Source organism: Streptomyces sp. NPDC001617 (assembly GCF_053596855.1).
On record NZ_JBSFHA010000147.1, the window covers coordinates 1 to 14221 of the forward strand.

Genomic DNA, 14221 nt, shown 5'->3' on the forward strand with positions numbered 1-14221 from the left:
TTTTTTTTTACTTGCTTGTTTTCACTAGGTGTAAATTCCGCTCGGGCCCCCCCCCCCGCCGGGGCGGTGTCGGGCCCCCGAAACGTGCGGCCTCCCAGCGAACGACCGAGGTCAGCGGCTCTCGGCCACGACCGTGTTGCGCAGGACTCCGATGCCCTCGATCTCGACCTCGACCTCGTCCCCGGGACAGATCGGCCCCACACCGGACGGCGTGCCGGTCATGATCGCGTCTCCGGGCAGCAGCGTCAGATAGCGACTGAGGTAGCTGACGATGTCGGGGACGGCGAGCAGCAGGTCGGCCGTACTCGCGGACTGCATGACCGTGCCGTTCACCCGGGTCGTCAGGGAAAGACCCGCGGGGTCGAGCCCGGTGGCGATGACGGGGCCGAGGGGTGCGAACGTGTCCTGTCCCTTCCCGATCAGCAGGGTCCCGTAGGTGCTTTCCTTGCGCTGGACGATGCGATCGCTGACGTCATTGCCGCATGTGTAGCCGAGAATGTATTCCTGGGCCTCGGAGGGCTTCACATGGCGGGCTTCCTTTCCGATGACGACAACCAACTCGCCCTCGAAATGAATCAGTTCACCATCAGCCGGATAGACAATGGCCTCCCCCGGCCCGACGACCGCCGTGCTCGGCTTCATGAAGCACACGGGAACGTCCGGAATCTCGCGGTCGGTCTCGTCGACGTGCGCGGCGTAGTTGTAGGCGAATCCGAAGATCCGGGGCCGGTCGAGCGGCGAAAGGACCGTCACGTCACCGACGTGGTCGACGTGCCCCGTGGGCGCCAGCCCGGTATAGGGATCACCTTCGCATCGCGCGATCCTGGAGTCGCCCGCTTCAAGTTCTCCGTAGTGACACACGCCGTCGACGGCGTATCTGACGATCCGCACGGACACCTCCGCAACTGGGCAGCCGCGGGCGGCTGCACGACCCATCCAACGATGCTAACGTTAGCATGACCAGAATGTTCGATGGAGAGACGTCACCCGTCCGACCACGGAGCGCGACGATGAGCGCTATCGTTGGCATACGGAAAGTGACAGCACGGGCCAGTGAGTCGAGGGGGATCCTTTACGTGGTCACGACCAGGGACATCGCCGAACGCCTCGGGGTCTCCGTCTCGACGGTCGGCCGGGCGCTCGCCGACGACGCGCGGATCAGCGAGGAGACCAAGTTCCGGGTACGGCAGGCCGCCTCGGAGATGGGGTACGTCGGCAACCGCGCGGCGCGGATGATGCGGGGCGCCTCCAGCAACGTGGTCGCGCTGGTGATCCCGGACATCCGCAACAGCTTCTACTCGACCATCGCGCACCAGCTGTCGAAGAACATGGAGGCCGAGGGCTTCCAGCTGATGCTCTCGGAGACCGACGACGACCGGATGGTGGAACTGCGCCATCTGCGGGAGCTGTCCGCGAACCGCGTGGCCGGCGTCATCATCGTGCCCACCGCACGCCCACACAACGAGTCCGTCAAACTCCTGCGCACCCTGCCGCACCTGCAGCTGCTGCGCCGTCACCCCTCGCTCGGCTCCCAGTGGTTCGGCGTGGACGACCACGAGGCGCTGCGCCAGGCCACGGCCCACCTGCTGACATTGGGCCACACCGACATCGCCTACCTGGGCGGACCCGAGGAACTGCCGACAGGTGCGGACCGTCTGCGCGGCTTCCGCACCGCCCTGCGGGAAGGCGGACTTCCGGACCATGCCGGGCGTACGGAGCTGGGACCGCCGTCGTCCGTGGACCACGGGCGCCAGGCGGTGCGCCGACTGCTGAGCGGGCCCGATGCGCCCACCGCGCTCGTCCTGGGATCGATCCAGCTCACCCTGGGGGTCCTGGAGGAGCTCTCCGTGCAGGGCGTGAAGGTGCCCGGCGAACTGTCCGTGGTCGGGTTCGGGGACGAACCCGGCTTCTCCTGGTGGGGTCCCGGGCTCACCACGATCGGCATGCCGATCCAGGAGATGGCCACCGGCTGCGCGCTGTGGCTGATGCGCCGACTCAAGACCAAGGCGGGCAACGACGGCCCGTACACCTCGGTCTCCCCCGGATCCCTGATTCTGCGCGGCAGCACGGCGCCTCCCGACGGAAGGGCCCCGTCCCAGACCGCTCGAACCACGGCCATCGACTGACTCCCGATATGACGAAGGCACCCGGAGTGCATCGCTCCAGGTGCCTTCGTCATATCGGATCCGACTCAGTACGTCCCGCTGCGCAGCCCCCGCATCACACGCGACGTACGCGCCAGTTCGTCGAGCACCTGCTCTGCTGCGTCCTCGTGGATCTTGCCGGGCCGGAAAGCACCGTTTTCGACGAGTTCACCGACGAAGGGGATGCTCACCGTCGGGCCGATCGGCAGCATCCTGAGATTCGCCACGACCTGCTTGCCCATCTGCACCGCCCGCGTGCCTGCCGACACCCCTCCGTAGCTGACGAACGCGGCCGGCTTGTGCTGCCACTCCACGACCAGATAGTCCCAGGCGTTCTTCAACGGGGCCGGGAAGCTCCCGTTGTACTCCGGGGTGACGAAGACGAACGCGTCCGACGCGTCGACGATCCGGCTCCAGGCGCGGGTGTGGCTCTTGGTGTACTGCTGCAGCGCGGGCGGATGCGGCTCGTCGAAGAAGGGCAGGGCGAGTTCCCGGAGGTCGACGGTGTGCGACTCGAACCGCTCGTACTCCGCGGCTCGGGCGGTGAACCAGTCCGCGACGGACCTGCCCACCCGTCCGGGACGTGTGCTGGCCACAACAGTGGTGAGGGTCATGGGTGCCGCGGAGGGCTCGGGTGCCATATCGGGCTCGCTTTCCTCAAAGCCGTGATCCGGTCCGGCGGACCCGCGCACCTGTGCTGTCCGTCCGTCCAGGAAGAGCGGGTCCGCCGGGGTCGTGGCCGGGATACCATCCGACAATGCGAACGATAGCACTACCGGACACGGCGCACGCCCACGGCGCGCGCGCCACGCCCTCGGCACACTTCCACCACCAGACTCTTGACACGATCACCGGACACCTCGCACGATTGCGCTATCGTTAGCATTACTAGAAGACAGTTGCCCATGGCGCCCTTCGCGCCGGTCCGGCGCGCCGCCGACCACAGGCACACCCCTCGTCCGACGACAGGCCCCCGCACGGGCCCGCTCGCCACCCGCACCATCCCCACTCCGAAAGGTCGCACCGCCATGACAGACGCGCGGATCGCCAAGCTCCACGGCCGAAGGGTGTGGGACTCACGCGGTCGGCCGACCGTAGAGGTCGAGGCACACCTCGCGGACGGCGCGATCGGACGGGCCATAGCGCCGGCCGGGGCCTCGACGGGCCAGGGCGAAGCGCTCGACCTGCGCGACGGTGGCCTCCGCTTCGGCGGACTGGACGTCCACCGCGCGGTCGGCTCCGTGAACGACGAGATCGCACCCGCCCTCCTGGGCCTGGACACGACCGACCAGGAGGCCGTCGACCGGCTTCTGATCGATCTCGACGGCACCCCCGACCGCAGCCGTCTCGGCGGCAACGCGCTCGTGGCCACCTCCATGGCGGTCCTGCACGCCACCGCTGCCTCGGCGGGCGTACCCCTGTGGCAGCACCTGGCCGGCGGGCGGCCGGTGCGCATCCCGCTGCCGGAGATCCAGATCTTCGGCGGCGGCGCCCACGCGGACCGTCGCGTGGATGTGCAGGACTTCATGGTCGTCTGCCCCGCGGCAGGCAGCTTCTCCGAGGCGCTGGACTGGACGGCGGAGATCTACCGGGCGGCCGGGAGCCTGATGCGGACGGCGGGGAAGGCACAGGGGGTGGCCGACGAAGGTGGCTTCTGGCCGGCGTTCGGCTCCAACGAGGAGGCGCTGGAGACGCTGACCCGGGCGATCGAGACCGCGGGCTTCACACCCTCGGCCCAGGTCGGTATCTCCCTGGACGTCGCGGCCTCGCAGTTCGGCAGCGCCGGCCGGTACACGCTGGCGCTCGACGACCGCACGCTGGACACGGCGGCACTGATCGACATGCTGGGCGGCTGGATCGAGCAGTACCCCGTCCTGTCCGTCGAGGACCCGGTGGGCGAGGACGACCACGAGGGGATGATGGAATTCACCCGCCGCTACGGGAAGCGATGCCAGGTCATCGGCGACGACTACCTGGTCACGAACGCCAAACGGGTCGAAGCGGCGGCCACCAACGGCGCGGCGAACGCCGTCCTCGTCAAACCCAACCAGGCGGGCACGGTCACCGAGGCGTACCAAGCCCTGCGCGCCGGGAAGGACGCCGGCTTCGGCACCATCGTCTCGGCCCGCTCCGGCGAGACCGAGGACGTCACCATCGCGCATCTGAGCGTCGGCTGGGACGCCGGCCAGCTGAAGGTCGGCTCGTTCACGCGCTCCGAACGCATGGCCAAGTGGAACGAGGTTCTGCGCATCGAGGAGTCCCTCGGCGACTCCGCGGAATTCAGCGGCTGGTCCGCATTCACTTTCGCCGGAACCGGGCCTTCCACGACCAAGCCGTAAAACGGCTTCGAAGAATTACAGTCATCGAAATCAAGAGCCGATCGGAGCACGGAGACCAGCATGCTGCCACCCGTCAATCTGCGCCCGAGTTTCAACATCACCCGCTCCAGCCATGTCCGGCTCACCGTGGCCGACCTGACCGCGAGCCGCGACTTCTACGCGCGAGCGCTGGGACTCGTCGTCAGCGACGAGGACGAGCGCACCTGCTACCTGCGCGGGCTGGCGGAAGCCTGCCACCACAGCCTTGTACTGGAACAGGCCGACGACGGCGTGGGTGCGGGCGCCTGCAGGAGGATCGGCTTCCGGGTGTTCTTCGACGAGGACCTCGACCTCGCCTACGCCTGGTTCCGTGAGCGGGGGCTTCCCGCCGAGTGGGTCGACGTCCCCTACCAGGGCCGTACCCTGCACGTCGCCGACCCCATCGGCACGCCGCTGGAACTGTGCGCGCACATGGAGACCCGACCGCGGCTGCACATCGACTTCGAGCAGTACAAGGGCGCCCATGCGCAGCGGCTGGACCACTACCAGATCTTCGCGCCCGACACCTACGAGCTGTGCGCGTTCTACAGCGAGCTCGGCTTCCGCAACTCGGAGTACCTGGAGCACGGCGACAAGCTGCTGGGCGCTTTCCTGTACCGCAAGGGCACCTGCCTCGACCTCGCGATCGTCGAGAACACCGGGCCCGCCCTGCACCACTTCGCCTACACCGTCTCCGAGAGCCGCGACATCTTCAGCGCCTGCGACTGGGCGGGCATCCTCGGTTACGGCGACGGCGTGGAGCGCGGCCCCGGACGGCACGGTCCGGGCGGGATGCTCTTCGCCTACCTCCGCGACCCCGACGGGCACCGGGTGGAGGTCTTCAACAGCCACTACCAGACCATCGACACCGAGGTCGAACCCGTGCGCTGGGACGCGGCCTCCCTGAGCACCAACGCCCGCTGGGGCCTGCCCGCACTGGAGAAGTGGTACTTCGAGGCGTCACCCTTCGTCGGCGCGCCCCAGACCCCGCCGGCCGAACCACCGAAGCCGATGTCGCTGGAGCGGTTCCTGCTCGAACAGCCCCTCCCCTGATCCTTTCCTTCGCCCGTCCCTCAAGGAGACGCCATGGCACGAGTTCCCTACGTTCGCCGCGAGGACGCGGACGAATCACTGAAGCCGCTCTACGACCGGCTGGAGACCGAACGCAAGGTACCGACCGCGAACATCTTCCTCGCCCTCACCCACGCACCGGCACAGCTGGACGCCTTCCTGACCTACGCCAACGCGCTGCGGGCCGCCGACCTCAGCCCGAAACTGCGCGAACTGGCCATCCTCACCGTGGGCCACGCGACCCGGTCCGCCTACGAGGTCGCACATCACCAGTCGCACGGACTCAAAGCGGGCCTTACCGAGGAACAGCTCGCGGCGGTCGCCGACTTCGAGTCGTCCGGTCTGTTCGACGAGACGGAGAAGGCGGTCATGCGCCTCGCCAAGGAGTCCACACTCCACGTCGACGTCTCCGAGGGGACCTGGCGCGCCGCCGCCGAGCACCTGACGGGCCGGCAAATGGTCGAACTGTCCTTGTCCATCGCCTGGTACAACTCCGGCGTCCGCATCATGGGCCTGCTGGACATCGACCTCGAGGACAACTACCCGAACCCGTTCCAGAATTCGTAGCACTCGGCGCCGTACGGCCCCTCACCACATCGAAGGTGATGACCGAGCCGCAGTTCCGCCGCCTCGGCCGCCGAATAGAAAGCCTCCGGCCCTCGACCGTCGGGACGGAACAGTTTCAAGGAGTATTTCAATGGCGAAGATGCTCGCTGCACGACTGCACGCGCTCGGTGAGCCGATGTCCGTGGACACGGTCGACATACCCACCCCGCGGCCGACCGACGTGCTGGTGCGCGTCAAGGCATGCGGAATCGTGCCGAACATGGCCAACGTGATCAACAACTGGCCCACCTGGTATCCGCACCAGCCGCTGCCGAAGCTGCCCGCGATCTTCGGCCTGGACCCCGCCGGCGTGGTCGAGGCGGTCGGCGAGGCGGTGCTGAACACCAAGCCCGGTGACCGGGTCTATGTCAGCCCGCTGCGGTCCTGCGGCAGCTGCCAGGTGTGCCGCGGCGGCGAGCTCAGCCGCTGCCGCTACTTCACCCTGAACGGCTACTTCAGCACCTGTCGCGACGGTCAGCGGATCTTCGACCTCTACCCCTACGGCGGCTTCTGTGAGTACATGACGGCGCCGCAGCACGCGATCGTCAACATCCCGGACAACATGACGTTCGAGCAGGCCGGAAAGCTGGGCTACATCGGCACTTCCTACGGCGCCCTCCAACACGCCGCGGCCGGTCCCGGCCAGGTCGCCCTGATCGACGGCATCACCGGCACCCTCGGCGTCGCCGCCACCCTCCTCGCGCTGGCCTCGGGTGTCTCCAGGGTCCTGGGGACCGGCCGCAACGAGGAACTCCTCAAGCGCGTCAAGGAGATGGCCCCGGACCGGATCGAGGTCATGCGGCTGGGCGAGGGCTCCACCGGCGCATGGGCGAAGGCCCGGACCGGCGGCGAGGGCGCGGACTTCGTCATCAGCGCGCTCGGCGCCAAGGCCCCCGTGGAGACGATGCTCGACTCCATGCAAGGCGTCCGTCGCGGCGGCAGGGTCGTCAACGTCGGCGGCGTGGCCGACCGGCTGCCCGTGGACGTGAAGTGGCTCATGGACGAGCAGGTCCAACTGATCGGCTCCAACTGGTTCACCACCGCGCAGGGCCAGGAGGTCGCCGACATGGTGGCCACCGGAGCCCTGGACCTGTCCTACCTGATCACCAAGCCCTTCCCCCTGTCCAAGGTCAACGAAGCGATCTCAGGACGCGCCACGGACCTCGACGGCGGATTCGGCAACTACGTCGTGATCCCCTGAACCGCACTCCCCCGGACTCACCCCGCGGCGGTCCTGTTCTGCCCTGACGCCGCCGCGGGGTGTGCCTTCCCGGCGGGATGGAGGAACCGATGGAACTACGCTGGCTGGAATCGTTCGTCGTCGTCGCGGACGAGTTGCACTTCGCGCGGGCGGCGGATCGCCTGCACCTGGCACCGTCAGCACTCAGCGCCCAGGTCAGAGCGCTGGAGTCGCACCTGGGCGTACGCCTGATCGACCGCGGACGGCGCACCCGCCCGGCCCTGACCAGCGCCGGGCGGCTGTTCCTCGAAGAGGCACGGCTGACACTTGAGCAGGCCGCACGCGCCGAGGCCGTGGGCCGCCGGGCCGGCCGCGGGGAGCTGGGCCATGCCCAGATCGCGTACGTCGCCTCGGCCGCGTTCTCCGGGGTGCTGACCGACGTCCTCACCCGCTGCGCGGCCCCCTGCACCGAACTCACCGTACAGGTACGCGAGTTGGAGACGCCTGCCCAGCTGGAAGCACTGGCGTGCGGGGACATCGACGTCGGCTTCCTGCGCTGGCGGCCGGAGTACCCGCCCGAAGTCACCGCCACCTGCCTGCTCACCGAGCAGGTCGTCCTCGCACTGCCGGCCACCGCGCCGCTCGCGGCGTACGAGGCGATACCGGCGGCGAAGCTGCGTGACGAGACCTTCGTGGCCCCGCACTTCGACGAGGAATACGGCTGCCGCGACCAGATCCTCGAAGTGGCGGAGCAAGGGGGGTTCACTCCGCGGTGCGCTCCCCCGGTGCGGGACTTCATCGCGGCTCTGACACTGGTGGGCGGTGGTCTCGCGGTGGCCCTGGTACCGGATTCGCTGCGCCGTGTGCAGATCCCGGGAGTGACGTACCGTCCGCTCGCGGACGTGGCGCTGACCACCCGGCTGGTCGGCGCCTACCGCAGGGGGGAGACCTCGCCGGCGGTTCGCGGTGTGATCCGCCGACTGCGGGAGGCCGCTGCCGCCACCGCCGCCGCCTGAGACGGGGATCCACAGCAGGCGTCCGGCATCAGCCCGACGCCTCGCAGACATGCGGTCGACGTTGCCCCTCGCGGGCGCTCGGTCACCGTCGAACCGACGCACGTTTGTACGCGGATGACGCACTGTCCGAGCAGGTCAGAGGGCGTGTGATCGGCCTACGCTCAACACGGCAGCACCCACCGTGGCGGGGTCCGTCGACCGCCGCCCGACCCAGGGACAGGCGGAAGAACACATGACAACGATCAGGCACGTGGGCGTCGTAGGCGCGGGCCAGATGGGCCAGGGCATCACCGAGGTCTGTGCCCGGGCGGGGCTGCACGTCACATTGTGCGACGTGACCGAGGACAGGGCCCGGGCGGGCCTGGCCGGTGTGGCGGACTCCCTGCTGAAGGCGGAGAAGCGCGGCGCCCTCAGGTCCGAGGACCGCGCGCACGCCCTGGCCGGTGTCTCTGTCACGGGCGACCTCTCCCGCCTGGCCGGAGCCGATCTGGTCATCGAGGCCGCCGTCGAGGACGAGCAGGCCAAGACGGCGCTGTTCCGGCAGCTGGGCGAGGTGGTCACGAACCCGACCACGGTGCTGGCGAGCAACACCTCCTCGATCCCCATCGCCCGGCTCGCAGCCGCGTCCGGACGGCCGGAAGCGGTGGTCGGTCTGCACTTCTTCAACCCCGTCCCCGTCATGCCGCTGGTCGAGGTCATCCCCTCGCTGCACACCTCGAAGGCCACCGAAGCGCACGTGCGTGCCTTCGCCGGCGAGATCCTGGGCAAGAAGCCCATCGTCGCGCAGGACCGTGCGGGATTCGTGGTCAACTCCCTGTTGATTCCCTTCCTGTTGGCGGCGGTGCGGATGGTCGGCTCCGGCACGGCGACGGCGGAAGACATCGACACCGGGATGACTGCCGGCTGCGCCCACCCCATGGGGCCACTCCGCCTGGCCGACCTCATAGGACTGGACACCGTGGCGGCGATAGGCGAGGCGCTCTACGAGGAGTACCGGGAACCGCTGTACGCCCCTCCCCCACTGCTGCGGCGCATGGTCGAATCGGGTCTGCTGGGCCGCAAGTCAGGGCGGGGATTCTTCAACTACCAGGCAGCCTGAGGACGCGTCCGAAGCTTCTCGGCGCACGCCACAACGCCGAGGCCCACCGCTGACGGACGATCACCTCCTGCTGATCACACTTCCCGGTCTTCGCCCGCCATGTGACCGTGGTCGGCACCGGCAAGGACCATCCCGGCACGTTCGACGTCCCGGTCCGCGTCGGCGGAGTGGTCGTACGGCCCGGAGACCTCGTCGTCGGAGACGCGGACGGTGTGGTCGTCGTACCGGCCGAAGCCGCGGCCACGACCCTGGACCGGTCGGACGACCGGGTCGCCGCGGAGCAGCGCGCCCTCGAAGCGATCCGCGGCGGTGTGACGACCCTCGAGTACTACCGCCTGGCGTGAAGGAGAATGTCTTGACCGCGGGGAACGAGTCCACGGACGAGCACCTGAGCCTGCGCGTCGACGGCGTTGAACTGCGTGTCGCCACCGTGCGCCGCCCCGGTGAGCTCACCCCCGTCGTCTTCCTTCACGGCTTCGGCTCGACGAAGGAGGACTACACCGACTTCGTTCGCCAGCCCGGGATGGCGGGGCGCCCGTTGCTCGCCTACGACGCGCCGGGCTGCGGGGAGACGGACTGCGCGGACCTCGCCAGGATCTCGATCCCGTTCCTGGTGAGGACCGCCCAGGCGGTCCTGCGGCACGCGGGCGTCGAGCGGTTCCACCTCGTCGGGCACTCCATGGGCGGCCTGACCGCGCTCATGCTGGCCCACCAGGAACCGCACCGGATCCTCAGTTTCGTGGACATCGAAGGGAACGTGGCCCCCGAGGACTGCTTCCTGAGTCGGCAGATCGTCACACATCCCGCAGGCGACGACAAACGCTTCCTCGACGGCTTCGTCGAGCGGGCGCGCCGTTCAACCGAGTCCTCCAGCGCCTTGTACGCGGCAAGCGTGCGCCACAAGGTGCGCCCGGGCGCGGTGCGCGGGATCTTCGAGTCGATGGTCGACCTGTCCGACCACGGCGACCTGTTGACGAAGTTCCTCTCCCTGCCCGTCCCCCGCATGTTCATGTACGGCGAGCAGAACGCGTCCCTGTCCTACCTGCCCGAACTCGCCGCGAATGGCGTCGAGTTGGCTGAGGTTCCGCACAGCGGGCACTGGCCGATGTACGCCAACCCCGTGTGGATGTGGGAACGAATAGCCGACTTCCACACTCGTACCGAAGGCATCCGATGATCCCGTTCCAGCCGTCCAAGGCCCTCACCCGCGTACAGCAGTCCTCCCTGCGCCCCGCCGGAGCGACTCCGCCGCCGGGGACCATGACCCTGGCCCGGGGCGAACCCGACTTCCCCACCCCGGAACCGATCGCCGAGGCCCTGCGGCAGGCGGTGCGCGACGGCCACACGCACTACGGCGACGCCAACGGCGACCTCGAACTCCGGGAGACCATCGCAGAACTGGCGAGCCGGCTCGCGATAACCCCGAAGGGCAAGGCGACCGCGGTTGAGAGCGGCTACCGCCTCAGTGGCCGCTGGCCGGCGGCTCGTTCACGCCGGACTGGATGCTCGCCGGGTTCGTGGTCGAGGGCGCGCCCCAACTGCTGGTGGGCGACAACACGGCAACAACGGCTCGCTGCCGCGCCTGGGCGCTGCGCTCTCGGGGCAGGAGGACATCCCCGTGCGCACTTGACTCCGGTACGCCGGTGGGCGTGGCCGCAAGCACGTTCACGCCGGTCTCTGTTCAATCGCCTCTGGTGGCGGTCTGCATCCAGGACGCCTCGTCGACCTGGCCGAAGCTGCGGAAGCAGAGTCGCCTGGGCCTGAGCGTGCCGACAGAGGGACAGGATCTGGTCTCGCCGACCGCCAAGAACGGAGACCGGTGCGGGGCCGTCGGCTGGGAGGCAGGCGAGGACGACGATCAGGGCGATGCCGCCCGTCCCTCCCCCCGTGCAGATGACCGGATTGGCGGGCGTGTTCGGTGGGCACGGGTAGATCACCGCTTCGTCGAGGTGGTGTCGGCCGGTCTGGAACGGGCAGGGGCTCGGGCCGCGGCACCCTCAGCGGCCTTCTTCGGCGAGCTCCTTGATGCCGAGCAAGGTGGCTTCGATGTTCGTGCGGAGCTCGGCAAGGCGGAAGGCCACGATCGCCTCCTCCCGCTCCGGCGTACGGTCGATCGCCAGACTGATCCCTGAGCGGCCCGGCCCGATCCGCGCGACCTGCCGCAGCCTGCTGCCGGTCCCCTCCGGCTCGAGCTCAAAGCGCCAGACGGCCAGAGGCCTCGCCGGATCGGGTGCGGGGTCGCCGTACCGGCCGTCGGGATCGACGACCGCCCAGCCGAACACCCGCTGCTCCTCCAACTCGACGACATGCGAGACCGTACGCCAGTCGCCGACCAGCCGATGGTGGTTGTACCCCGCGAAACGCGCCCCGATCTCAGGTCCTTCCGCACCGTCGAGCCATTGCACCCGCTGCAGTTCGGGACTCAGCCGAGCCGGCAGACCAATGTCCGTCACCAGACCCCACACCCGCGAGGGCTCCGCTTCTATATGAACGTCACAGCCGACCCTCGGCTCCTCGGCAAACCGCACAGTGTCTCCCCCTCCTGGCCCGGGCCGGACGGCCCGGACCTCGAAAGCCGCGTCCCCGAGAGGCCGCATCAGCCGCCCGCGCGGCGGGCGGCCACTTCCTGCGTCAGCTGGGGTGCCACCGCGAACAGGTCTCCCTCCACCGCGTAGTCGGCGAGTTCGAGGATCGGCGCCTCGGGGTCCTTGTTGACCGCGACGATCGTCTTGGAGGTCTGCATCCCGGCGAGGTGCTGGATGGCCCCGGAGATGCCCAGGGCGATGTACAGCTGGGGTGAGACGGACTTTCCGGTCTGCCCGACCTGGTACTGGTGCGGGTAGTAGCCGGCGTCGACCGCGGCGCGCGAGGCACCCACCGCGCCTCCCAGGGCGTCGGCCAGTTCCTCGACCACCTGGAAGCCGTCCGCTCCTCCGACACCGCGTCCGCCGGACACGACGACGGTCGCCTCGGTGAGTTCGGGACGGTCACCCGCGAGCGCGGCGCGACGGGCGGTGATACGGGCCGACGCCACGGGGTCGATCGGCAGCGGGACGAGCTCCTGCTCCCCCGCCTCCTCAGGGTGCTCCTCCGGCTCGAAGGCCCCCGGCCGCACGGCGATGACCGGTATGCCGTGGGTGACTTGGGAGCGCACGGTGTACGACCCGCCGAAGACGATCTGGGTGGCCACGCCGGACGAGTCCAGGTCGACCGCGTCGATCAGCAGCCCGGCGTCCAGCCGCGCGGCCAGACGCCCGGCCACCTCCTTGCCGTCCGCCGTCGCGGAGACCAGAACGGCGGCAGGGGTGGCTTCCTGGACCGCCAGCTCCAAGGCGTCGACGGCCGGTGTGGCGAGGAACTCGGCTGCCTCGGTGGATTCGGCCGCGTAGACGCTGGCGGCGCCGTGGCGGGCGAGGGTCTCCTTGAGGCGTGCCGCAGTGCCGGGGGTTCCCACGACCACTGCGGCCGGGGCGCCCAATTGCCGTGCGGCGGCGAGGAGTTCGTACGTGGACTTGTGGACATGTTCCCCGTCGTGGTCGACGAGGACGAGGACATCGGGCATGGGGGCCTGCTTCGTGTTCGGGGCGGTTTCAGACGAGCTTCTGGGCGATCAGGTAGTCGACGAGCCGCCGGCCGACCGAACCGTCGTCCGTGACACGGATTCCGGCGATCCGTGCCGGACGCGGGACGGCCTCCACCACGCGGGTGCGGGTCAGGAGGAACCCGGTGTCGTCCGCGTCGGGGAACAGATCGTCGAGGTCGACCGTCGCCACCGGCTTCTTCTTGGCGGCCATGATCCCCTTGAATGAGGGGTAGCGCGGTTCGTTGATCTTCTCGGTGACGCTGACCAGCGCGGGCAGCTGCGCGCCGAGCGTCGCCTCGCCGTTGTCGGTCTCGCGCTCTGCGCGCACCCGGCCCGCTTCCACGGTCAGTTCCCGCACATGCGTCAGCGGGGGCAGGCCGAGCAGGTCCGCGACGATGGCGGGGACCACGCTCGCCTGTCCGTCGGTCGTCGCGTTGCCCGCGAGGACCAGGTCGACGTCCGCTACGGTCCGTACGGCGGCTGCCAGCACCTTTGCGGTGGTCACGACGTCGGCGCCCTGGAGCCTGTCGTCGCAGATGTGGATGCCGCGGTCGGCGCCCATCGCCAGGACCTTGCGGATGGCGTCAAGCGCGGAGTCGGGTCCCATGGACACGACGGTGACCTCGGCACCCACCGCCTCCTTCAGGGTCAGGGCCTCCTCCGCGGCACGCTCGTTGATCTCGTCCAGGACGAGATCAACGCTCTCGCGGTCAAGGGTGTGATCGGCCTCGGACAGGGTGCGTTCGGCAGCGGTGTCCGGGACCTGCTTGACGAGTACGACGATGTTCACGGTCGTCTTCCTTCAGCCTTGGGCGGTCAGCGGAACGCCGGGTAGCCGGTGATCGCCTGGCCGACGACCAGCGTGTGCATCTCGCTGGTGCCCTCGTACGTGAGGACGGACTCCAGGTTGTTGGCGTGGCGCAGCGGCGAGTACTCCAGGGAGATGCCGCTGGCGCCGAGGATCGTGCGGCACTCCCGCGCGATCGCGATCGCCTCCCGGACGTTGTTGAGCTTGCCGACGCTGATCTGCTCGGGGCGGATACCGCCCTGGTCCTTGAGCCGGCCCAGGTGCACGGAGAGCAGGGCGGCGGCGCCGAGGTGTCTAAGATCTGGAGCTTGTACGGAGAGGGAGAACGTGTGAGCGAACCGGCAGACCCCGGCTGCC

The 14221-nt window shown here is 69.1% G+C and carries 14 protein-coding genes and 3 pseudogenes; 10 read left to right on the forward strand and 7 right to left on the reverse strand.

What is annotated here, in order from left to right; genetic code table 11:
* Positions 1-111: 111 nt before the first annotated feature.
* Positions 112-897: a fumarylacetoacetate hydrolase family protein gene (locus ACWC09_RS50760; RefSeq protein ID WP_450858914.1), complete on the reverse strand. Its 786-nt coding sequence runs from the start codon at positions 895-897 to the stop codon at positions 112-114.
* A gap of 179 nt (positions 898-1076) precedes the next feature.
* Between ACWC09_RS50760 and ACWC09_RS50765 the strand changes: the two genes are divergently transcribed.
* On the forward strand, positions 1077-2126 hold the full coding sequence (locus ACWC09_RS50765; RefSeq protein ID WP_450858916.1) for a LacI family DNA-binding transcriptional regulator: 1050 nt from the start codon (positions 1077-1079) through the stop codon (positions 2124-2126).
* Positions 2127-2191: 65 nt separating this feature from the next.
* Here the strand turns inward: ACWC09_RS50765 and ACWC09_RS50770 are convergent, their stop codons facing one another.
* Positions 2192-2785: an NADPH-dependent FMN reductase gene (locus tag ACWC09_RS50770; protein WP_450858918.1), complete on the reverse strand. Its 594-nt coding sequence runs from the start codon at positions 2783-2785 to the stop codon at positions 2192-2194.
* A 387-nt stretch (positions 2786-3172) separates the two neighbouring features.
* On the opposite strand from ACWC09_RS50770, the gene eno reads away from it, so the two are divergent.
* The 8 genes and pseudogenes from eno (at position 3173) to ACWC09_RS50810 (ending at position 10650) form a co-directional block, all read left to right on the forward strand.
* Complete coding sequence (gene eno, locus ACWC09_RS50775) at positions 3173-4483, forward strand: phosphopyruvate hydratase (protein WP_450858920.1); 1311 nt, start codon at positions 3173-3175, stop codon at positions 4481-4483.
* 60 nt (positions 4484-4543) lie between these two features.
* On the forward strand, positions 4544-5554 hold the full coding sequence (locus ACWC09_RS50780) for a VOC family protein (protein WP_450858922.1): 1011 nt from the start codon (positions 4544-4546) through the stop codon (positions 5552-5554).
* A 33-nt stretch (positions 5555-5587) separates the two neighbouring features.
* Positions 5588-6139 carry a carboxymuconolactone decarboxylase family protein gene (locus tag ACWC09_RS50785; RefSeq protein ID WP_450858924.1) on the forward strand — a complete coding sequence of 184 codons (552 nt, stop codon included), beginning with the start codon at positions 5588-5590 and terminating at the stop codon, positions 6137-6139.
* A 130-nt stretch (positions 6140-6269) separates the two neighbouring features.
* On the forward strand, positions 6270-7379 hold the full coding sequence (locus ACWC09_RS50790) for an alcohol dehydrogenase catalytic domain-containing protein (protein WP_450858926.1): 1110 nt from the start codon (positions 6270-6272) through the stop codon (positions 7377-7379).
* An 89-nt stretch (positions 7380-7468) separates the two neighbouring features.
* Positions 7469-8374: a LysR substrate-binding domain-containing protein gene (locus tag ACWC09_RS50795; protein ID WP_450858928.1), complete on the forward strand. Its 906-nt coding sequence runs from the start codon at positions 7469-7471 to the stop codon at positions 8372-8374.
* A gap of 232 nt (positions 8375-8606) precedes the next feature.
* Positions 8607-9473, forward strand: a complete 867-nt coding sequence (locus tag ACWC09_RS50800; RefSeq protein ID WP_450858930.1) for a 3-hydroxybutyryl-CoA dehydrogenase — start codon at positions 8607-8609, stop codon at positions 9471-9473.
* An 89-nt stretch (positions 9474-9562) separates the two neighbouring features.
* A pseudogene (locus ACWC09_RS50805) lies at positions 9563-9817 on the forward strand (RraA family protein); the annotation flags it as partial.
* A gap of 11 nt (positions 9818-9828) precedes the next feature.
* Positions 9829-10650, forward strand: a complete 822-nt coding sequence (locus ACWC09_RS50810; RefSeq protein ID WP_450858932.1) for an alpha/beta fold hydrolase — start codon at positions 9829-9831, stop codon at positions 10648-10650.
* Positions 10651-10935: 285 nt separating this feature from the next.
* On the opposite strand, the gene ACWC09_RS50815 is transcribed toward ACWC09_RS50810, so the two are convergent.
* Positions 10936-11142, reverse strand: coding sequence for a hypothetical protein (locus ACWC09_RS50815; protein ID WP_450858937.1), 207 nt, complete (start codon positions 11140-11142; stop codon positions 10936-10938).
* On the opposite strand from ACWC09_RS50815, the pseudogene ACWC09_RS50820 reads away from it, so the two are divergent.
* Positions 11123-11221 (forward strand): annotated as a pseudogene (locus ACWC09_RS50820) (oxidoreductase); the annotation flags it as partial. The gene ACWC09_RS50815 and the pseudogene ACWC09_RS50820 sit on opposite strands and share 20 nt — an antisense overlap.
* Before the next feature lie 249 nt (positions 11222-11470).
* Here the strand turns inward: ACWC09_RS50820 and ACWC09_RS50825 are convergent.
* The 4 genes and pseudogenes from ACWC09_RS50825 to ACWC09_RS50840 all read right to left on the reverse strand — a co-directional run.
* A complete protein-coding gene (locus ACWC09_RS50825) occupies positions 11471-12001 on the reverse strand; it encodes an SRPBCC family protein (RefSeq protein WP_450858934.1) in 531 nt (176 codons plus the stop codon).
* A gap of 68 nt (positions 12002-12069) precedes the next feature.
* Positions 12070-13035: an electron transfer flavoprotein subunit alpha/FixB family protein gene (locus tag ACWC09_RS50830; protein ID WP_450858935.1), complete on the reverse strand. Its 966-nt coding sequence runs from the start codon at positions 13033-13035 to the stop codon at positions 12070-12072.
* Positions 13036-13063: 28 nt separating this feature from the next.
* Complete coding sequence (locus ACWC09_RS50835; protein WP_450858936.1) at positions 13064-13846, reverse strand: electron transfer flavoprotein subunit beta/FixA family protein; 783 nt, start codon at positions 13844-13846, stop codon at positions 13064-13066.
* Positions 13847-13872: 26 nt separating this feature from the next.
* Positions 13873-14139 (reverse strand): annotated as a pseudogene (locus ACWC09_RS50840) (acyl-CoA dehydrogenase family protein); the annotation flags it as partial.
* Between the last annotated feature and the right edge of the window lie 82 nt (positions 14140-14221).

What these genes read in the sequence shown, in the direction of transcription:
- ACWC09_RS50790 (WP_450858926.1), top strand. Translation starts at nt 6,270, where the DNA reads ATGGCGAAGATGCTCGCTGCACGACTGCACGCGCTCGGTGAGCCGATG.
- eno (WP_450858920.1), top strand. Translation starts at nt 3,173, where the DNA reads ATGACAGACGCGCGGATCGCCAAGCTCCACGGCCGAAGGGTGTGGGAC.
- ACWC09_RS50770 (WP_450858918.1), bottom strand. Translation starts at nt 2,785, where the DNA reads ATGGCACCCGAGCCCTCCGCGGCACCCATGACCCTCACCACTGTTGTG.
- ACWC09_RS50795 (WP_450858928.1), top strand. Translation starts at nt 7,469, where the DNA reads ATGGAACTACGCTGGCTGGAATCGTTCGTCGTCGTCGCGGACGAGTTG.
- ACWC09_RS50780 (WP_450858922.1), top strand. Translation starts at nt 4,544, where the DNA reads ATGCTGCCACCCGTCAATCTGCGCCCGAGTTTCAACATCACCCGCTCC.
- ACWC09_RS50785 (WP_450858924.1), top strand. Translation starts at nt 5,588, where the DNA reads ATGGCACGAGTTCCCTACGTTCGCCGCGAGGACGCGGACGAATCACTG.
- ACWC09_RS50830 (WP_450858935.1), bottom strand. Translation starts at nt 13,035, where the DNA reads ATGCCCGATGTCCTCGTCCTCGTCGACCACGACGGGGAACATGTCCAC.
- ACWC09_RS50800 (WP_450858930.1), top strand. Translation starts at nt 8,607, where the DNA reads ATGACAACGATCAGGCACGTGGGCGTCGTAGGCGCGGGCCAGATGGGC.